Source organism: Paraburkholderia eburnea, assembly GCF_002917095.1.
Classification (GTDB): domain Bacteria; phylum Pseudomonadota; class Gammaproteobacteria; order Burkholderiales; family Burkholderiaceae; genus Paraburkholderia; species Paraburkholderia eburnea.
Map to the genome: position 1 here is coordinate 165680 of NZ_PQGA01000010.1, position 18781 is coordinate 184460.

Annotated in this window: 19 protein-coding genes; 14 read left to right on the forward strand and 5 right to left on the reverse strand. The window is 65.6% G+C overall.

Annotated elements, in window-relative coordinates; translation table 11 throughout:
* The first annotated feature begins 211 nt into the window (after positions 1–211).
* Positions 212–943 carry an RNA polymerase sigma factor FliA gene (locus B0G62_RS19005; protein ID WP_103705763.1) on the forward strand — a complete coding sequence of 244 codons (732 nt, stop codon included), beginning with the start codon at positions 212–214 and terminating at the stop codon, positions 941–943.
* 250 nt (positions 944–1193) lie between these two features.
* Here B0G62_RS19005 and B0G62_RS19010 read toward each other — a convergent pair whose 3' ends face one another.
* The 3 genes from B0G62_RS19010 to flgA all read right to left on the reverse strand — a co-directional run bounded on the left by B0G62_RS19010 (position 1194) and on the right by flgA (position 3555).
* Positions 1194–1640, reverse strand: a complete 447-nt coding sequence (locus B0G62_RS19010) for a flagella synthesis protein FlgN (RefSeq protein WP_103705764.1) — start codon at positions 1638–1640, stop codon at positions 1194–1196.
* 50 nt (positions 1641–1690) lie between these two features.
* Positions 1691–2038, reverse strand: coding sequence for a flagellar biosynthesis anti-sigma factor FlgM (gene flgM, locus B0G62_RS19015; RefSeq protein ID WP_167401307.1), 348 nt, complete (start codon positions 2036–2038; stop codon positions 1691–1693).
* Positions 2039–2208: 170 nt separating this feature from the next.
* A complete protein-coding gene (gene flgA / locus B0G62_RS19020; protein WP_103705765.1) occupies positions 2209–3555 on the reverse strand; it encodes a flagellar basal body P-ring formation chaperone FlgA in 1347 nt (448 codons plus the stop codon).
* Positions 3556–3782: 227 nt separating this feature from the next.
* On the opposite strand from flgA, the gene B0G62_RS19025 reads away from it, so the two are divergent.
* The 13 genes from B0G62_RS19025 (at position 3783) to B0G62_RS19085 (ending at position 17649) form a co-directional block, all read left to right on the forward strand.
* A complete protein-coding gene (locus B0G62_RS19025; protein ID WP_103705819.1) occupies positions 3783–4298 on the forward strand; it encodes a flagellar basal body protein in 516 nt (171 codons plus the stop codon).
* Positions 4299–4399: 101 nt separating this feature from the next.
* A complete protein-coding gene (gene flgC, locus B0G62_RS19030; RefSeq protein WP_103705766.1) occupies positions 4400–4825 on the forward strand; it encodes a flagellar basal body rod protein FlgC in 426 nt (141 codons plus the stop codon).
* 79 nt (positions 4826–4904) lie between these two features.
* Positions 4905–5621 (forward strand): flagellar hook assembly protein FlgD, encoded by a 717-nt coding sequence (locus tag B0G62_RS19035; RefSeq protein ID WP_103705767.1) that lies wholly within the window; start codon positions 4905–4907, stop codon positions 5619–5621.
* Between the two features lie 32 nt (positions 5622–5653).
* Complete coding sequence (gene flgE / locus B0G62_RS19040) at positions 5654–6898, forward strand: flagellar hook protein FlgE (protein WP_103705768.1); 1245 nt, start codon at positions 5654–5656, stop codon at positions 6896–6898.
* Positions 6899–6930: 32 nt separating this feature from the next.
* Positions 6931–7689: a flagellar basal-body rod protein FlgF gene (gene flgF / locus B0G62_RS19045; protein ID WP_103705769.1), complete on the forward strand. Its 759-nt coding sequence runs from the start codon at positions 6931–6933 to the stop codon at positions 7687–7689.
* 64 nt (positions 7690–7753) lie between these two features.
* The gene (flgG, locus tag B0G62_RS19050; RefSeq protein WP_103705770.1) at positions 7754–8542 is read left to right on the forward strand and encodes a flagellar basal-body rod protein FlgG; all 789 of its coding nucleotides are present in this window, start codon (positions 7754–7756) and stop codon (positions 8540–8542) included.
* Positions 8543–8694: 152 nt separating this feature from the next.
* Positions 8695–9363, forward strand: coding sequence for a flagellar basal body L-ring protein FlgH (locus B0G62_RS19055; RefSeq protein ID WP_103705771.1), 669 nt, complete (start codon positions 8695–8697; stop codon positions 9361–9363).
* Complete coding sequence (locus B0G62_RS19060; protein ID WP_103705772.1) at positions 9357–10556, forward strand: flagellar basal body P-ring protein FlgI; 1200 nt, start codon at positions 9357–9359, stop codon at positions 10554–10556. The genes B0G62_RS19055 and B0G62_RS19060 overlap by 7 nt, the downstream gene beginning before the upstream one ends.
* An 11-nt stretch (positions 10557–10567) precedes the next feature.
* Positions 10568–11566, forward strand: coding sequence for a flagellar assembly peptidoglycan hydrolase FlgJ (gene flgJ / locus B0G62_RS19065; protein ID WP_103705773.1), 999 nt, complete (start codon positions 10568–10570; stop codon positions 11564–11566).
* 314 nt (positions 11567–11880) lie between these two features.
* The gene (locus B0G62_RS19070; protein ID WP_103705774.1) at positions 11881–12636 is read left to right on the forward strand and encodes a flagellar brake protein; all 756 of its coding nucleotides are present in this window, start codon (positions 11881–11883) and stop codon (positions 12634–12636) included.
* Positions 12637–12942: 306 nt separating this feature from the next.
* Entirely contained in the window at positions 12943–14961 is a 2019-nt protein-coding gene (gene flgK / locus B0G62_RS19075; RefSeq protein ID WP_103705775.1) for a flagellar hook-associated protein FlgK, read from the forward strand.
* A 14-nt stretch (positions 14962–14975) separates the two neighbouring features.
* A complete protein-coding gene (gene flgL, locus B0G62_RS19080) occupies positions 14976–16217 on the forward strand; it encodes a flagellar hook-associated protein FlgL (RefSeq protein ID WP_103705776.1) in 1242 nt (413 codons plus the stop codon).
* Between the two features lie 229 nt (positions 16218–16446).
* Positions 16447–17649, forward strand: coding sequence for a Fic family protein (locus B0G62_RS19085; protein WP_103705777.1), 1203 nt, complete (start codon positions 16447–16449; stop codon positions 17647–17649).
* Between the two features lie 15 nt (positions 17650–17664).
* On the opposite strand, the gene fliR is transcribed toward B0G62_RS19085, so the two are convergent.
* Complete coding sequence (fliR, locus tag B0G62_RS19090; protein ID WP_103705778.1) at positions 17665–18456, reverse strand: flagellar biosynthetic protein FliR; 792 nt, start codon at positions 18454–18456, stop codon at positions 17665–17667.
* Between the two features lie 49 nt (positions 18457–18505).
* Positions 18506–18775: a flagellar biosynthesis protein FliQ gene (gene fliQ / locus B0G62_RS19095; RefSeq protein WP_103705779.1), complete on the reverse strand. Its 270-nt coding sequence runs from the start codon at positions 18773–18775 to the stop codon at positions 18506–18508.
* Positions 18776–18781: the final 6 nt, after the last annotated feature.

An 18781-nucleotide genomic window follows, 5' to 3' on the forward strand; every position in this document is an offset into this window, starting at 1 on the left:
GGCGGAATCATTTGTTTCGACCGTCACTGGCGTTCCATCCGCGCCTGCGTCGGCCCATGCAGGATGGCGGGCGGACCCGCCCGTGCCGCGCCCGACGCCCCAGCACGCTTGACGTGGGGTTTCGAGAGCCGCAGCAAGGGAAACAAGCGATTAATTTGCATGGGACCGCAGCGGGCCTGACAGCCCGGTCTGCGGTCGAGAGGAGAGCACGATGTATAACGCTCAAGGAAAGATTTCGCAGGCCGCTGTCCTTGCGAAATACGCGCCGCTCGTGCGGCGCCTGGGTCTGCAACTCGTGGCGAAGATGCCCGCGAGCGTGGATCTGGATGACTTGATCCAGGCCGGCATGATCGGTCTGATGGATGCCGCCAACCGCTACAAGGAAGACCAGGGCGCGCAGTTCGAAACCTACGCGAGCCAGCGCATTCGCGGCGCGATGCTCGACGAGCTGCGCAGCAACGACTGGCTACCGCGCAGCCTGCGCCGCACCTCGCGCGAGGTGGAGAGCGCGGTGCACAAGGTCGAACAGCGTCTGGGCCGCTCGGCGAGCGAAACCGAAATCGCCGACCACCTGCAAATGCCGCTCGACGAGTACCAGTCGATGCTGCAGGACCTGCATGGCAGCCAGCTGATCTACTACGAAGACTTCGATCGTTCCGCCGACGACGAGCCGTTCCTCGACCGCTACTGCGTCGATCACTCGGACCCGCTCTCGGCGCTGCTGGACGACAGCCTGCGCGGCGCGCTGGTCGAGGCGATCGAGCGCCTGCCCGAGCGCGAGAAGCTGCTCATGTCGCTCTACTACGAGCGCGGCATGAACCTGCGCGAAATCGGCGCGGTGATGGAAGTCAGCGAATCGCGCGTGTGCCAGCTGCACAGCCAGGCGGTGGCGCGTCTGCGCACGCGTCTGCGCGAAATGGCGTGGGCGGGTACGGAGAACTGAACAACTACGGCGCCGCAAAGCCGGCGCTAGCAGGGAGGGGAAAGCCGGAGCGCGCGAGCGCTTCGGCTTTTTTTATGGGCGGGCGCGAGGCGATGGGATACGCCGATGCGGCAAAGACCGGCGCAAGCAGGTCAGGTGCTACGCGAATTCCGGCCCCTCAAAAACGCAAAAAGCCGAAGCACCCTGGCTTCGGCTTTCTCGATCTCTCACGCGGCTTTGTCCAGCCGCGCCCATCACATTAACGCACGGCTCACAGCCCGAATTGCGGCAACCGCCCGTCCGGCCCGTACAGCATCGACGTTCCGCTATTCGTTTCCCCGCGCAGGATCGCCAGCGCGCGGCGGTTGTGCTCCATGCGCGTGCGAACCATCATGCCGATGGTCAGATTCTGCCGGCGCGCGCGCTCGGTCGAACCCTTGAGCAGCGCCCATTGACCCGTGAGACGCGCATCGCCGTCGCAGGCCATCTCGATGCCCTTGCGCCCGCCCGGCAGGCCCAGGCCCTTGAGCTGCGCGTCGCGAACCTTTTCGAGACCCGCCATGCGCTGCGTGAGCGTGGTCTTCTGCTCGACGATCTGCGGCAGCGAATCCATGCCGTCCGCCGTCGTCAGCGCCTTCTCCTCGAAGGCGAGCAGCGAGGCGAACGCCTCCACCGCGGCGTGTTCGTCGATCAATGTGGCGAGAAGAGCGTCTTTCATCGGGTACCACCGTTAAAGCGGGTTATGCGGGCGGCCCGCCGCGTGGCGCTCTAGCTGCCCGAGGCCGGCTTAAGCAGGCCGCGCGCGGTTTCCAGAATGCCATCGGCGATCTTGCCGGTGTCGATCTGCAGCGTGCCGTTCTTGATGGCGTCCTTGATCGACTGGACGTGGTTCATGTCGATGTCGGCCGAGCCGCTCGCCGCGAGCGAGCGCAGCGAGGAAGAAAGGTTGGAAAGGCTCACGTTGGCGTCTCCGCCAGTGCTCGCGGTGCTCGTGGCCGGGGCGCTGGACGCCGTGCCGCCGGCCGTCGCGGTATTTGCGGTTTCGCCTTGCTGCGCGCGCGCGAGGCCATCCTGCAGCGGCAGCGCGTCATTGCGGGTGGAGGTGTCGATTTTCACGATGGGGCTTCCTGATCCGTATGGCCTTGATAACGGCAAGGGGGCGCGCGAACTTTAGCGCGAAACACCCGCCGTTACACGATGTTACGTGTCCTGCCGCACATAGCCATCCTGAGCATTTTCGGGCCCGATCGCGATGCATCGGGCATCAAAGCGCTGCCGAATCGTCCCTAAATCTGCACCTGCACCGTCGCGGCGTCTTTCACCACGCCGCTAATAATCTGTCCGTTTGGCGTGCGCACCCGCACCAGCTGGCCGGGCGCGGCATTGTTGAGCACGTTGCCTTCGGAGGAAATCGTGAAATTGTCGCCGACCGCGATCACCTTGACCGTCTGGCCGATCACCACGGACGCCGCGCTGCGCAGCATGTCGGAGCGCAGCGGCAACCCCGAGGTGATGCGCATGAGCGCGATGGCGCCGTTGGCCTGGTTCGGATCGGTGATTACCGTCTGCGGGAGCGTCGAGAGGTCGCCGTCGCGCGGCACGTAGTCGACCGCCGACAGCGCCTCGCCCGGATTGATCTGGCGCGACGCCACGTAATAGGTGATCTGCACGGCCACGCGGCCCTGGACGTAGAGCGTCCACGGCTTCGCGCCCACGCAGCGCACGCCGACCATCGTGTGGCCGAAGCTGCGCGCGCCGGGCGGCATGAAAGGTTCGAGCGAGGCGCAGGCCGCCAGGCCGCGCGGGAATACCGCCGATACGCTGACTTCCACCTTGCCCGGCAGGCCGGCCGACTGTTGCTGCAGGAAGGCGAGGGCGGCGGCGCGGATGCGTTCGCCGTCTTCCTGGCCCGGCGGCACTGCCTGGACGGCTTGTGCGGCTTGAGCGGCCTGACCATAAGCCGCCGCGCTTTGCACGACGACCGGCGTTACCGCGCGCGCCGGGGCGGCCACGCTCACGCGCTGGAAGCCGCCTGCGTTTGCGCTTGAGTTCGTGTTTGCGTTTGCGTTCGCATAGGCCGAGGCCGGCGGCACGCGCATCGGCTGCACGGCGCGCGCGGTCGCGGGGCGCTGCACAGCCGCCGTGACGGGCGGGGCGGGGGAGCCAGGCGGCGCAATCGTGACGATCTGGGGCGTGTCGTTGGCGGCTGCACTGCGGGCGGCGGCCGTGCCGCGCTCGCCGGGACCGGGAATCGAGATCGTGCCGCTGCGGGCTTCGGGCGCCTGGCCTTGCTGCTCTGCCTGGACGTTCGCGCGGTACGCGAGCGATCTGGCGATTTCCGCGTAGGCATTCGCATTGGCGGCGGCCTTGCTCTTCGAGGAATCGGCGAGCATCGCGCTCATGCGCTGCGCGTCTTCACCCGCCCGGTCGCCGGGGCCGGCGATATAGATCTGCTGGTTCGCTGCATCGCTTTGCGCGCGGGCGACGCCGCTGCCCAGCGCGCCTGTCGCGGCAACCAGGGCGGCCAGCGCCGCGCGCAACGCCGTCTTGCGGACCCCAACCCGGACCGAACGGCCGAGCGCGAGCCTGGGCGCTGCCGCGCGGCGCGCGCGGAGGTGGGCTGTCTGCGGCATGGTCGTTCTCCCTCGATTGCATTGACACGCTTCGCATTCTAGGTGGCGCGTCCGGCTTCCTGGCGTCGAATAGAGGGGCGAGTTACCGGCTATTCGTCCGATTGGTTCTTGCGTCGCGCGCCTAACATTCCTCTCCATGCGAAAAGGCCTGCGCGTTCGACCCAAGGAACGGATGCGCGATGAATGCGCCAACGCAGCCTTTCATTTCGTGTAACGGAGAACGCCCGATGCTGGACAAACTCGACGCCGAATTCGCCTTTGGCCGCGAAGCGCTGGATGTGCGCGCGACGCGCCAGGCGCTGCTGTCCTCGAACATCGCGAACGCCGACACGCCGGGTTACCAGGCGCGCGACGTCGACTTTTCGTCCTCGCTCGCGGGCGCGCTCAAGCAGGCGGGCGCCACGACGCCTCGTGGCCTCGCGCAGCCCACCGGCGGCAACTTCCAGCCGCTCGCGCTGGCGCAGCCGGCGGGCGTGACAAGCGGCATGTCGATGGCGGCCACCGAAGCCGGGCATCTGGCGGGCAACACGAAGCTGATCCCGACCGGCGGCCCGGCGGACACGTATTCGAGCCCGGTGATGTACCGCATCCCGACGCAGCCCGCCCTCGACGGCAACACGGTCGATCTCGACACCGAGCGCGTGCAGTTCGCGGATAACGCGCTGCACTTCGAATCGGGCATGACCGTGGTGTCGAGCCAGATCAAGACGATGCTCGCGGCGATCCAGTCGGGTTCGAGCTAAGCCGCGATCGAGCCCACGATCGGACCCACGATCAAGCGCGCATCGCACAGCAAACGTTATAGGCCAGCCGCAAGACGCATCGACCAGAGGTCAACGAAACCATGCCATCCCTCATGAATATCTTCAGCGTTGCCGGTTCCGCCATGTCGGCGGAGTCGCAGCGCCTGAACGTGACGGCGTCCAATCTCGCCAACGCCGACAGCACCACCGGCCCGGACGGCCAGCCCTACAAGGCCAAGCAGGTCGTGTTCGCGGTCAACCCGCTCGGCGGCGCGCGCAGCGCGTCCGGCCAGCAGGTGGGCGGCGTGAAGGTGACGGGCGTGATCGACGACCCGACGCCGATGAAAGAGACCTACGACCCGGCCAATCCCGCCGCCAACGCGGACGGCTACGTGAGCATGCCGAACGTCGACCCGGTCCAGGAAATGGTGAACATGATTTCGGCGTCGCGCTCGTATCAGGCCAACATCGAGACGCTGAACACCGCCAAGACCTTGATGCTCAAGACCCTGACGATCGGCACCTGAGCCACCCAAAGCCGGCGCAGGAACGGGAACCACACCCCACGCTACCCAGCAACAGACCAGCGTATCCGAGGAGAACGCGTTGACCTCCAGCACTACTATCGGCGGCAGTTCCGCCACCGTATCGCAGACCCTGCTCGACACCATGAACGGTACGAGCTCGTCGTCGTCGGCCTCGTCGACTGCGACCAGCGGCACGAGCGGCAGCGATCTGCAACAGACCTTCCTGCAACTGCTCGTCGCGCAGTTGCAGAACCAGGATCCGACCGATCCGATGGACAGCTCGCAGATGACCTCGCAGCTCGCCCAGATCAACACGGTGTCGGGCATCGCCAATCTCAACACGTCGCTCTCGTCGCTCTCGACGCAGCTTTCCGCGGGCCAGAACGCCCAGTCGGCGCTGCTGATCGGCTCGACGGTGCTGGCGGCCGGCAGCACGGCCGCGGTGTCGAGCGGCTCGGCGCCGCAACTCGGCGTGCAGCTCGCGTCGGCGGCTTCGGACGTCAAGATCACGATCACCAACTCGGCGGGCAAGGTCGTCAACACGCTCGACCTGGGCGCGCAGTCGGCAGGCACCGTGCCCGTCACCTGGAACGGCACCGATTCGACGGGCGCGACGGTTCCCGACGGCAATTACACGATCAGCGCGAGCGCGACGGTCAACGGTCAGGCCACCTCCGCGACGGCGCTGGTCGCGAGCAAGGTCGACGCCGTGATCCAGCAATCCGACGGCACGGCGGGCCTTTCGCTCGCCAACGGCAACACGGTCCCGCTTTCGAGCGTGGCCGGTATTCTCTGAACCCGATAAACGACAGCGCGGAGTAAACACTCATGGGCTACCAGCAAGGATTGAGCGGCCTGGCCGCTTCGTCGAACGACCTCGACGTGATTGGCAACAACATCGCCAACGCGAACACGGTCGGCTTCAAGCAAAGCTCGGCGCAGTTCGCCGACATCTATGCGAACACCGTGGCGACCTCGGTCAACACGCAGATCGGTCTGGGCACGTCGCTCTCGGAAGTGCAGCAGAACTTTTCGCAAGGTACGATCACCACGACCGGCCAGGCGCTCGACGTCGCCATCAACGGCAGCGGCTTTTTCCAGATGTCGAACAACGGCACGCTGACGTATTCGCGTAACGGCGTGTTCCAGCTCGACAAGAACGGTTTCATCACCGACGCCGCGGGCAACGACCTGATGGGCTACGCGGCGGGTACGAGCGGCGTCGTGAACTCGGCGCAAACCGTGCCGCTGCAGGTGCCGACGACCAATATCGCACCGGTCGCGACCTCGAACATCACGGCGCAGGTGAACCTGAACGCGCAGGCCACGGCTCCGACCTCGACGACCTTCGATCCGACCGATTCGAACTCGTACAACTACTCGACGTCGATCACGGCTTACGACTCGCTCGGCGGCACGCAGCAGGTCAACATGTACTTCGTGCAGAACGCCACGGGTTCGGCGGAAGTCTATGCCGGCGTCGCGGGCGGCGCGATGACCGACATGGGCACGATGACCTTCAATTCGTCGGGCGCCCTGACCTCGGTGACGCCCGCGACCGGGGCCAATGCCGGCACGCCGCAGACCAACGGCCAGTTCTCGCTGGACATCACGCCGACCGACGGCGCCGCGGCGCAGACGATCACGCTGAACCTCACCGGCACGACGCAGTACGGCGGCACGTCGGGCGTGAACAACCTCGCGCAGGACGGCTACGCCAGCGGCACGCTGTCGAACTTCACGGTCGGCTCGGACGGCACCATCACGGGCAACTACTCGAACGGCCAGACCAAGACGCTCGGCCAGGTCGTGCTCGCCAACTTCAACAACCCGAACGGCCTGCAGAACCTGGGCGGCAACCAGTTCCAGGAAACGGCGGCTTCGGGCGTGGCGCAGGTCTCCACGCCGGGCAGCACGAACCACGGCACGCTCACGGGCGGCGCGGTGGAATCGTCGAACGTCGACCTGACCAACCAGCTCGTCGATCTGATCACGGCGCAGCGCAACTATCAGGCCAACGCGCAGACCATCAAGACGCAGCAGACCGTCGACCAGACGCTGCTGCAGATGTAAGCACAGTTGTTGACTAACGCACCGGGCACATCATGGACCGACTGATCTATACCGCGATGACGGGCACGAGCCAGGCGCTCGAGCAGCAGGCCGTCGTCGCGAACAACCTGGCCAACGTCTCGACCACGGGTTTTCGCGCGCAACTGGCGAATTTCCGCTCCGTGCCGATGTCGTTCGGCGACGGCTCGACCGTCAACGACTCGACCACGCGCACCTTCGTGCTCTCGGCGACGCCAGGCTCCGACATGACGCCCGGTGCGATCTCGAAGACCGGCAACCCGCTCGACATCGCGATCCAGGGCAACGGCTTCATGGCCGTGCAGACCGCCGACGGCAACGAGGCGTACACACGCGCGGGCAACCTGCACGTGGACGAAAACGGCCAGCTCGTGACGGCCAGCAACCAGCAGGTGATCGGCGGCGGCGGCCCGATCGCCGTGCCGCCGGGTTCGGCGGTGACGATCGGCTCGGACGGCACGGTTTCGGCGATTGCGCCGGGCAGCCCTGCCAGCGCCATCGCCATGATCGACCAGATCAAGTTCGTGAATCCGCCCGCCGGGTCGCTGCAGCGCGGCGACGACGGACTGTTCCGCACCGCCGACGGCAATCCGGCCGACGCGGACCAGACGGTCCAGATCGCCACGGAATCGCTCGAAGGCAGCAACGTGAACCCGGTCGCCGCGATGGTCTCGATGATCACCAACGCGCGCCAGTTCCAGATGCAGACCAAGCTGCTGCAGACCGCCGACCAGAACGAACAGAGCGCCAACCAGCTGCTCAACTTCAGCTAAGCATTTTTAAGGCCGCCGGTCTCGCAGACACGATTTGCGGACTACGCGCCGGGAGAAAGACACCGTGAACCGATCGCTCTACATCGCCGCCACCGGCATGAACGCCCAGCAGGCGCAGATGGACGTGATCTCGAACAACCTCGCGAACGTGAGCACCAACGGCTTCAAGGGTTCGCGCGCCGTGTTCGAGGACCTCATGTACCAGACGCTGCGTCAGCCGGGCGCGAACTCCACGCAGACCACCGAGATGGCCTCCGGCAGCCAGGTCGGCACCGGCGTGCAGCAGGTCGCGACCGAGCGCCTCTACACGCAGGGCAACCTGCAGCAGACCGGCAACTCGAAGGACGTGGCGATCAACGGCGCGGGCTTCTTCCAGGTGCAGATGCCCGACGGCACGACGCAGTACACGCGCGACGGCTCGTTCCAGACCAACTCGCAGGGCCAGCTCGTGACGTCGAGCGGCTATCCGGTGATGCCCGCCATCACGGTGCCTGCCAACGCCACCTCGCTGACCATCGGCAGCGACGGCGTGGTGACGGTGACGACGCCGGGCTCCACCGGCAACACGACGATCGGCTCGCTGCAGGTCGCCATGTTCATCAACCCGGCCGGCCTGCAGAGCAACGGCGAGAACCTGGTGTCGGAGACGGCTTCGTCGGGTGCGCCCACGGTGACGACGCCGGGGCTGAACGGCTCGGGCACGCTCAACCAGGGCTATGTCGAGTCGTCGAACGTGAACGTGGTGCAGGAACTCGTGAACATGATCGAGACGCAGCGCGCTTACGAAATCAACAGCAAGGCGCTGACGACGTCCGACCAGATGCTCCAGACCTTGAGCCAGATGCAGGTCTAAGTCCGGGTCTAAGTTCAAGTCGCGGAGACACTTCCGGCGCCGCCGGGAACCTGAAGCAACAGTAATAGCAGCACGCAATAGAAGTGGTGAGGAACATGGGCCAGTCCGTTCAATTCAACTCTCGCTCGCGGCAGCAGCCAGTGCGCCGGACGATGCCGCGCGCCGCGATGGCGACGGTGTCGCTCGCGCTCGCCGCGCTGGCGGGCTGCGCCTATGTGCCGAACCGGCAGCCGATCGTGCAGCAGCCGATGACGGCCGTGCCGCCGCCGCCGCCCGTCAACAGCTCGCCGGGTTCGATCTACAACCCCGGCTACGTGGGGCGGCCGCTCTTCGAGGACCAGCGCCCGCGCAATACCGGCGACATCCTCACCATCGTCATCTCGGAAAACATCAACGCGACCAAGTCCTCGGGCGCGAACACCAAGCGCGGCAGCACCACGAGCTTTTCGGGCACCGCGAACTTCCTGCCGGGCGTCTTCAACCGCGCGAACCTGAATTCCCAGGGCGCGAACCAGTTCGACGCGACGGGCGGCGCGAACGCGTCGAACACCTTCACGGGCGTCATCACCGTGACGGTCACGAACGTGCTGCCCAACGGCAACCTGGTGGTGTCGGGCGAAAAGCAGATGCTCATCAACCAGGGCAATGAGTACGTGCGCTTTTCCGGCGTCGTGAATCCGAACACTGTTGCCGGAGACAACTCCGTGCTCTCGACCGACGTTGCCGACGCGAAGATCGAATACTCCGCGAAAGGCGTAATCGACGAAGCCGAGACCATGGGCTGGCTGCAACGCTTTTTCCTGAATGTCGCACCATGGTAAAGATCCGTTTCCAGCGCACGCGCCGCTCGCGCGCGAAAGACCTGCTGGCCGCCTTCGGCGTGGTGGCGGGCTTCGTGGTCGCGTGTTCGGCGCTGCTGACTTACGCGACGCCCGCGCGCGCCGAGCGCGTGAAAGACCTCGTCACCTTCGCGGGCGTGCGCGACAACCCGCTGATCGGCTATGGCCTCGTGGTGGGTCTGGACGGCACGGGCGACCAGACGACCCAGGCGCCGTTCACGACGCAGACGCTCGCGAACATGCTCGCGAACCTCGGCATCTCGATCAACAACACGTCGAGCTCGACGGGTTCCTCGCAGACGCTCAACAACATGCAGCTGAAGAACGTCGCGGCCGTGATCGTGACGGCGACGCTGCCGCCGTTCGCGCGTCCGGGCGAGCAGATCGACGTGACGGTGTCGTCGCTGGCGAACGCCAAGAGCATTCGCGGCGGCACGCTGCTGCTCACGCCGCTCAAGGGCGCGGACGGCCAGGTCTACGCGCTGGCCCAGGGCAACGTGGCGGTGGGCGGCGCGGGCGCGTCGGCCAACGGCAGCAGGGTGCAGGTGAACCAGCTCGCGGCGGGCCGCATCTCGTCGGGCGCGACGGTCGAGCGCGCGGTGCCTTCGCCGGTTTCGCAGCCCGGCGGCCTGCTGCAGATGGAAGTCAACGACATGGATTACGACACGACGCAGCGCATCGTGGCGGCGGTCAACAATGAGTTCGGCGCGGGCACGGCGGCGGCGGTCGACGGCCGCACGATCCAGGTGCGCGGTCCCGGCGATCCGGCCTCGCAGGTGGGCTTCATCGCGCAGATCCAGAATCTCGACGTGCGCCCGGCGCAGCCGGCGGCAAAGGTGATCCTCAACGCGCGCACCGGCTCGATCGTCATGAACCAGATGGTTACGCTGGAATCGTGCGCGGTGGCGCACGGCAATCTTTCGGTGGTCGTGAACACGCAGACGGCGGTAAGCCAGCCGGGCGCGTTCTCCAACGGGCAAACGGTCGCGGCACGCCAGTCGCAGATCCAGCTCAAGCAGGACAACGGCGCGCTCAAGCTCGTGACGGCGGGCGCCAATCTCGCGGAAGTCGTGAAGGCGCTCAACGCGCTCGGCGCGACACCGGCGGATCTGATGTCGATCCTGCAGGCGATGAAGGCGGCGGGCGCTTTGCGTGCCGACCTCGAAATTATCTAAGGACGTGAAAAATGGATAACTCGAATATCGGCAACGGCAATCTCGACCTCACGAACCGCTTCGCGCTGGACGTGCAGGGCTTCGACGCGATGCGCGCGGCGGCCAACGCTTCGCCGCAGCAGGGCGTCAAGGCGGCCGCCAAGCAGTTCGACGCCGTGTTCACGCAGATGATGCTCAAGAGTATGCGCGATGCGACGCCCTCGGACGGCCCGCTCGACTCCAACGACGGCGCGCAGTTCCAGTCGATGATGGATCAGCAGCTCGCGCAGCAGATGTCGAACAAGGGCATCGGCGTGGCCAATGCCATGATCAAACAGCTCATGCGCAGCATGGGCGGCGATTCCAGCGGCGCCGGTGGTGCAGGCGGCGCGGGCGGCATCGCCGGCGCGATGCAGGGCCTGTCGGGTTCGGCCGGCAGCGGCAACGAAGGCAACATGGCGATGCTCAGCGCGCTTGGCCGCGCCTACGGCAACGCCTCGGCGAACGGCGCGCTCGGCAAGGGCGCGGGCTGGGACGCCAACAGCGCGCTCACGCCGGCCGTGCGCAGCAGCGGCGACGACAAGGTCGACGCCTTCGTCAACAAGCTCGCCAACGCCGCGCAGCAGGCCAGCGCGTCCACCGGCATTCCGGCGCGCTTCATCGTCGGCCAGGCCGCGCTCGAATCGGGCTGGGGCAAGCGCGAGATCATGAAGGCGGACGGCTCGACCAGCCACAACGTATTCGGCATCAAGGCGGGCAAGGACTGGACCGGCAAGACCGTCTCGACCATGACCACCGAGTACGTGGATGGCACGCCGCATCGCGTGGTGGAGAAGTTCCGCGCCTACGACTCGTACGAAGACGCGATGAGCGACTACGCCAACGTGCTCAAGAGCAATCCGCGCTACGCCTCGGTCATCAACGGCTCGCGCAGCGCCGAGAGCTTCGCGCAGGGCATGCAGCGCGCCGGTTACGCGACCGACCCGCACTACGCGAAAAAGCTCATGTCGATCATGCAGCGCATGGCCTGATCCGCCGATCATTTCCTGATGCACCGCGCATAATATGTCGCGTGCCCTGTTCCGTGGCAGCAAACGTTGCCTTGGCGACGTTATGTCCGATTTGGCGAGCGATCGCGGCGCGATCGCGAAGGAAAGACGTCCGGCGCCTGCCGGACCGATTCGCGGATCGCAGAATTTTTCCGCGGAGCCCCTAAATTTCCGCGTCGTCCTGCCGCTAATGCAGGCGAGATCCAAAAGAATCAGGGGCGGCGAAGACCGCCCGGACGGCGCGCGACGAGACCTTTCGTGGCGCGCCGGCATGTCCACGAAATTCCGGCAAGCCGATGAATACCGCTCAGTCGAATCAACAGGAAGAAGTCGATGGCGAAAGCCCCGACTATGGCCGTCGCAACCCGCTCGAAGTCGGGGTGCAGTTGCGCAATCTCGCCAATCGCGGCGACTTCCTGACCTTGCAATACCGCGCAGGCCAACTGGTCACGCGCATCCTCGACGTCAATACGCGCGAGCGCACGTTCACGTTCGACTGGGGCGGCGTGTCCGAGCAGAACCGCGAGGTGCTTGCGCAGCAGACGTGCCAGTTCCATGCCTCGCCGGACGGCGTGCGCGTGGAATTCACCACCGGCACGCCGCGCGAAACGGTGTACGAAGGGCGTCCCGCCTTCGAGGCCACGTTCCCCGAAGTGCTCTACTACGTGCAGCGCCGCGAATATTTCCGCGTCGATACGCCGGTGATGGAGCCGTGCATCGTGCGCGGCGCGCTGCCGATGGACGGCCAGCGCTTCCAGTTCGAGGTGCACGACATCTCGTTGGGCGGTCTGGGCCTGCGCACCACGGACGAACGCGCGGCAGCGCTCGACATGGGCCTGAAGCTCGTGGACGTGGAGCTGGATCTGGGCGGTCACGGCACCTTGCGCGTCGATCTCGCGCTCATGGTGCTGCGCTTCATCGACCTGCCCAACGGCGATCGCCGCTATCACCTCGGCCTGCGTTTCGATACGCTGCCGGGCGCGGCGGAAAACAGCCTGCAACGCTATATCACGCAGCTCGAAATGAAGCGGCGCGCGTTCCAGCGCGCTTAAACACTCGCCGCGGCGGCATCGCTGCGGCGGCGGCCATCGTGGCTGCTGCCGCGCCTGCGGCAACGCTCGGGGCGCTCCACGCCCGCAGACTTCGCGGCGCGCCGTTCGCGTGTGCCGCACGCATTTCCGATGCGCCGCCCATGCGCGCACGGCGGGATGCAACACGCCCCTCGCGCCAAACGTTTCCCCCGCGAAATTCTCCCTTACCGCAGCTTAATTTCGGCGCTGCGCTGCCGTTATCACATAAGTTCACCCACGCGGCCCCTCCGACCGAGACGTCGGGCAGGCCGTCCACGAGGATCATGCATGTCCAACATTTTCTCGATCGGTCTCTCCGGGTTGCAGGCGGCCCAGATCGGCATCGCCACAGCCGGCGAGAACATCAGCAATTCGTCGACCGCGGGCTACAACGTGGAAAGCGCGGTGTACAGCGAGGCGAACGGCCAGGCGACCAGCTCGGGTTATATCGGCGGCGGCGTCAACACGGCGACCGTGCAGCGCGCCTATAGCCAGTACATCACGACCGCGCTCAACAACGCGCAGTCGACCAACGGCTCGCTTACCGCGTCGTACACGCTGGCGACCCAGCTCTCGAATCTCGTCGGCAGCCCGACGTCGGGCATCGCGTCGTCGATCACGTCGTTTTTCTCGGGCCTGCAGGACGTGTCGAATTCGCCGGACAGCAGCTCGGTGCGCCAGACCGCGCTGTCCGATGCGCAGACGCTCGCCGACCAGATCAACTCGGCCGGCGCGCAATACGACTCGCTGCGCCAGAGCGTGAACACGCAGCTCACCAACGCCGTCTCGCAGATCAACACCTACTCGCAGCAGATCGCGCAGCTCAACACGCAGATCGCCACCGCGAGCGCGGGGGGACAGCAGCCGAACCAGCTGCTCGACCAGCGCGACCAGGCTGTCTCGAACCTGTCGCAACTGGTGGGCGTGCAGGTCGTGCAGAACAGTAGCGGCTATAGCGTGTTCCTCGGCAACGGCCAGCCGCTGGTGGTGAGCGGCCAGAACTACAACCTCACGACCCAGGCGTCGAGCAGCAACCCGTCGGAGCTGACCGTGGCGTGGCAGGGCCTGCCCGGCTCGACCACCGCGGCGCAGTCGCTCTCCAGCGCCGCGCTCACGGGCGGCACGGTGGGCGGCCTCGTGTCGTTCGTGCAGAACACGCTCGACCCGGCCGAATCGCAGCTTGGCGCGATCGCCACCAGCTTCGCCGCGCAGGTGAACTCGCAGAACTCGCTGGGCCTCACGCTGAGCGGCTCGGCGGGCAGCAACCTCTTCACGGTGGGCGCGCCGGTCGTCACGGGCAATCGCAACAATACGGGCACCGCGACGGTTGCCGCGACGCTCACCAACGCCGTCAGCCCGCCGACCGACAACTACACGCTCTCGTATTCGAGCGCCTCGGGCGGCACCTGGACGCTGACCGATTCGACCACCAATACCGTGGTCGGCACGACGAACACGCAGCCGAGCGCAACCAGTCCGTTCGCGGCGGCCGGCCTCTCGATCACCTCGTCGGGCACGATGAACGACGGCGACTCGTACGCGATCCAGCCGACCGCGGGCGCGCTCGACAGCTTCGCGGTGGCCACGAGCGATCCTTCGGCGATTGCGGCATCCGCGCCGGTGCTGGTGTCGGCCGCGACCGCCAACGCCGGCACGGCGAGCGTCACGCAAGGCACGGTGAGCGCGGGCTACACGGTGTCCTCGACGCCCACGACGCTGACCTACACGGCGGCCACTTCCGGCACGGGCGGCACGCTTTCCGGCTTCCCGCCGAATTCGACCGTATCGGTGACGGTGCCGGGCTCCAGTTCGCCGCAGAGCTACACGATCGACGCGGCCGGCGACACGCCGGTGGACTACGACCCGAGCACGGGCGCGACCTTCACGATCACGTCGAGCACGACCGGCGACACCAACAACGTGAGCTTCACGATGACGGGCACGCCCTCGACGGGCGACACCTTCACCATCGGCAAGAACACGAGCGGCACGCAGGACGGCCGCAACGCGCTGGCGCTCGCGAACCTGACTTCGGGCACCTCGTTTACGGACTCGCAGACGCTCACCAACGCGTACTCGAACTACGTGAACGCGATCGGCAATACGGCGAGCCAGTTGCAGGCGTCGAGCACTTCGCAGACCTCGCTCGTCACGCAGCTGACCTCGCAGCAGCAGTCGGTGCAGGGCGTGAACCTCGACGAAGAAGCGGCAAACCTGCTGCAGTACCAGCAGCTTTATCAGGCCAACAGCAAGGTGATCCAGACGGCGGCGTCGCTGTTCCAGACCTTGATCGGCATTTTCCAGTGAGGCGCTGACCAACCATGCGTATCGCGACTTCCCAGATTTACTCGTCGAGCCTTTCGACGATGGAAAACCAGCAGTCCCAGCTTCTGGCTGTGCAGCAACAGATCTCGACGGGCATCGCCATCTCGAATCCGGCGGACAACCCGCTCGGCGCGGCGCAGGCCGTGCAGCTTTCGGCCACGAGCGCCAGTCTCACGCAGTACGCGAGCAACCAGAACACCGCGCTTTCGTCGCTGCAACTGGAAGACTCGACGCTCTCCAGCGTGACGACCACGCTGCAGGCGATGAGCCAGCAGATCCAGTCGGCCATCAACGGCTCGCTCAACGACTCCGACCGCCAGGCGCTGGCCAAGCAGTTGCAAGGCGAACGCAGCCAGTTGCTCACGCTCGCCAATACCACGGATGGCGCGGGCAACTACCTGTTCTCGGGCTTCCAGAGCACGTCGGCGGTGTTCACCAACCAGTCCGGCGGCGGCGTGACGTACAACGGCGACCTGGGCCAGCGCACGGTGCAGGTGGCGGGCTCGCGCTCGATCGCCATCAGCGACACGGGTGCGGCGGTGTTCCAGAGCGTGTCGTCGGTGGGCACCTCGGCGGTGGCGTCCGGCAGTCTGGGCAACCAGGGCACGGGCACGATCAGCGGCGTCACGGTGACGGACCCGACTCAGGCGACCAATGGGCACAACATGTCGATCGTCTTCGGCGGCACGAGCGGCGCGCTCACCTACACGGTGACCGACAACACGACCCAACCCGCCACGGTGCTGGCGCAGGACCAACCGTACACGGACGGCTCGACGATCGATCTCGGTACGGGCATGAACGTGACGATCTCGGGCACGCCGGTGGCGGGCGACAATTTTTCGGTGACGCCGGCGACGGCGCCGCAGAACAGCAGCGTGTTTTCGAGTATCGATAGCGTGATCGCCGCGCTGCAAACCTCCGCGACGGGCAACCCGACCGCGACGGCGACGCTGCAAAACTCGCTGCAGGCGGGCCTCACGCAGATCGGCAATTCGACCTCGAACGTGATTACGCTGCAGGCTTCGGTGGGCGGTCGCGAGCAGGAAGTGAAGGCGCTGCAGACCGTCACGTCGACGAACTCGCTGCAGATCACGTCGAATCTCGACGATCTGGTGAGCACGGACACGGTGGCGGCGATTACGCAGTACGAGCAGATCTCGAACGCGCTGTCGGCGTCGCAGAAGAGCTTCGCGGCCACGCAGCAGCTTTCGCTGTTCCAGTACATCAATCCTTGATGGCCTGAGGTAGCGGGTTGGCGTTGGAAAAAACGGCGGCAGGCCTTGGGGCCTGCCGCCGTTTGTGTTTTTGGGGCTGATTGCCTGGAACCCTACTTCAAACCCTACAGGGAACTCTACATAGATTTCGATGTAGAATGTGAAAAACTAATAATATTCAACGATATAGGTGATTAATTTTCGCCCTCTGAACCCTACTTGAAACTCTACTCGTAACCCTCTCGGACAAATGACTTCCGTTGCCACCTTCGAGCCATTGTTCCCCGAAGATCGCGTGCTGGATCCACTCGTCGAGCGCGCGGCCGGGCTTGCCGATTCGTCGCAGAAGCTGATCACCGTGCGCCAGACGCCGCTTGCGGCAGCGCTGGTGCCACAGCTGCGTGCGATGAATTCGTACTACACGAACAAGATCGAAGGGCAACACACGACGCCGGCCAGAATCGAGTCCGCGCTCAAGCGCGACTATTCCGCCGATGCTGCCGAGCGCAAGAAGCAGCGCCTCGCCATCGCACATATCGAGACCGAAACCGCATTCGAGCGGGAATGGAGTGGACTGCCGGTGTCGGCGCTATTCGAGCCTGCACGTATTCCGGCATTGCATGAGCGGTTTTTTTCCGGGCTGGCCGGCGAGGAGCGATTCACCGATAACGGCGATCCGCTTGTCCCTGGCGAGATTCGCCGGGTGGACGTTACCGTCGGGCGTCATCTCGCGCCGGAGCCTGAAGTGATTGAGCCGTTGCTTGGTGCATGGGCGACCCGCTATGCCCGTATTCGGGCGAGGGAGTATCAACTCATCGGCATTGCCTGCTCGCATCACCGTCTGACCTGGATTCACCCCTTTGTCGATGGCAACGGACGGGTGGCCCGCCTTCACTCGCATCTGGCATTGAGTGCCGCAGGTCTCACGCAAGGCTTGTGGTCACCGCTGCGGGGCCTCGCGCGTGCGCACGAGGACTACTATCTGCGGTTGAGCGATGCCGACCAGACGCGCCGCAACGACCTGGACGGGCGCGGCAATCTGAGTCAGGAGGGGCTGGTGCGGTTCGCGCAGTTTTTTCTCGACTCATGCACGGACCAGGTCGACTTTATGGTCCATATGACGGGATTCGACGGCATCACTGACCGCCTGCGCGATCTGCTGGCGTATCTGGAATCCAGTCCCTGGCAGATCGGCTCGGAAAAGTCGCTGGTCAAACCCGAGGCTTCGGCGCTTGCCATGGAGTTTGTGATGCTTCGACGCAGCGTGTCTCGCGCGGAGTTCTCGCAGATGCTCGGCGTCACGGATGTCATGGCGCGCAGAATCACGCGCTCGTTGATCGACTATGGTCTGCTGACTTCGCCTTCCCATCGCGGCGAATTGTCGTTTGCCTTGCCGCTGAAAAGCCTGCGATTCCTGTTTCCGCGCCTCTGGCCGGAGGTCGATCAGGAGTGAGGCCTGTCCTCACCCTCACCCCGGCGGCTTGAGCGCCGCCGCAACGCGGCCCATCTGCTCGATACCGCTATCGAACAGCCTGGCGAAATAGGGAATCAGACTGGGCATCATCAACTGGATCAGCAGCAGGCCCACGAGCATCGTGACCGCGAAGCCGATCTGGAACACGCCGATCTGCGGCGCCGCGCGGTTGAGAATACCCAGCGAGATATTGGTGATGAGCAGCGCCACCACCACGGGCAGCGCCAGCAGCAGCCCGGAATTGAACACCGTCGCGCCCCAGCCCACCAGCAGGCGGTAGCCATTCGCGCCGAGCACGTTGGCCGACACCGGCACGCTCGTGAAGGTCTCGACGATGGCGGCGATCATCTGCAGATGCCCGTCGAAGGCGAGAAAGGCCAGCATCGCCATCATGTTGAACCACGACGACAGCGCGGGCGTGGTCGTGTTGGCCTGCGGATCGAAGAACGACGCGAAGCTCAGGCCCATGCCGGCGCCCATCAGGTCGGCGGCCGCCGTCACCACGGCGAACACCAGCTGCATCGTGAAGCCGAGCGCCACGCCGATCAGAAACTGGTTCACGAGTATCCACACGCCCTCGGCCGAGAACACAGTGACCTGCGGCATGGCCCCAAGCGTCGGCGCCACGATCAGCGTGATGAACGCCGCAAGGCCAATCTTCACGCGCGTGGCGATCGAGCGGTTGCCGACCACGGGCGCGGTCGCGATCAGCGCGAGGATGCGCGTGAACGGCCACAGGAACGCGGTGAGCCAGAGATTGAGCTGCGCGTAGGTGACGGTGAACATCGCGAGGTGAAAAGGGCGGCGCGCCCGCTTTAGACAGCGAGCAGCACAATCAGGCCGCGAGGGCGGGGATGCTCGTGAACATGCGATGCATGTAATCGAGCATGGTGGTGAGCATCCACGGTCCGGCGATCACGAGCGTGAGCGCAATCGCGACCAGCTTGGGAATGAACGAAAGCGTGCTTTCGTTGATCTGGGTGGCGGCCTGGAAGAGGCTCACCACCAGACCGACGACCAGCGACACGAGCAGAAGCGGCGCGGCCAGCAGCAGCGCCACGTACATCGCTTCGTGCGAGAGGGTCATGACCATTTCGGGCGTCATCGCGTC

What these genes read in the sequence shown, in the direction of transcription:
- B0G62_RS19005 (WP_103705763.1), top strand. Translation starts at nt 212, where the DNA reads ATGTATAACGCTCAAGGAAAGATTTCGCAGGCCGCTGTCCTTGCGAAA.
- B0G62_RS19010 (WP_103705764.1), bottom strand. Translation starts at nt 1,640, where the DNA reads ATGAAAGACGCTCTTCTCGCCACATTGATCGACGAACACGCCGCGGTG.
- flgA (WP_103705765.1), bottom strand. Translation starts at nt 3,555, where the DNA reads ATGCCGCAGACAGCCCACCTCCGCGCGCGCCGCGCGGCAGCGCCCAGG.
- B0G62_RS19025 (WP_103705819.1), top strand. Translation starts at nt 3,783, where the DNA reads ATGCTGGACAAACTCGACGCCGAATTCGCCTTTGGCCGCGAAGCGCTG.
- flgC (WP_103705766.1), top strand. Translation starts at nt 4,400, where the DNA reads ATGCCATCCCTCATGAATATCTTCAGCGTTGCCGGTTCCGCCATGTCG.
- flgE (WP_103705768.1), top strand. Translation starts at nt 5,654, where the DNA reads ATGGGCTACCAGCAAGGATTGAGCGGCCTGGCCGCTTCGTCGAACGAC.
- flgF (WP_103705769.1), top strand. Translation starts at nt 6,931, where the DNA reads ATGGACCGACTGATCTATACCGCGATGACGGGCACGAGCCAGGCGCTC.
- B0G62_RS19055 (WP_103705771.1), top strand. Translation starts at nt 8,695, where the DNA reads ATGCCGCGCGCCGCGATGGCGACGGTGTCGCTCGCGCTCGCCGCGCTG.
- B0G62_RS19060 (WP_103705772.1), top strand. Translation starts at nt 9,357, where the DNA reads ATGGTAAAGATCCGTTTCCAGCGCACGCGCCGCTCGCGCGCGAAAGAC.
- flgJ (WP_103705773.1), top strand. Translation starts at nt 10,568, where the DNA reads ATGGATAACTCGAATATCGGCAACGGCAATCTCGACCTCACGAACCGC.
- B0G62_RS19070 (WP_103705774.1), top strand. Translation starts at nt 11,881, where the DNA reads ATGAATACCGCTCAGTCGAATCAACAGGAAGAAGTCGATGGCGAAAGC.
- flgK (WP_103705775.1), top strand. Translation starts at nt 12,943, where the DNA reads ATGTCCAACATTTTCTCGATCGGTCTCTCCGGGTTGCAGGCGGCCCAG.
- flgL (WP_103705776.1), top strand. Translation starts at nt 14,976, where the DNA reads ATGCGTATCGCGACTTCCCAGATTTACTCGTCGAGCCTTTCGACGATG.
- B0G62_RS19085 (WP_103705777.1), top strand. Translation starts at nt 16,447, where the DNA reads ATGACTTCCGTTGCCACCTTCGAGCCATTGTTCCCCGAAGATCGCGTG.
- fliR (WP_103705778.1), bottom strand. Translation starts at nt 18,456, where the DNA reads ATGTTCACCGTCACCTACGCGCAGCTCAATCTCTGGCTCACCGCGTTC.
- fliQ (WP_103705779.1), bottom strand. Translation starts at nt 18,775, where the DNA reads ATGACGCCCGAAATGGTCATGACCCTCTCGCACGAAGCGATGTACGTG.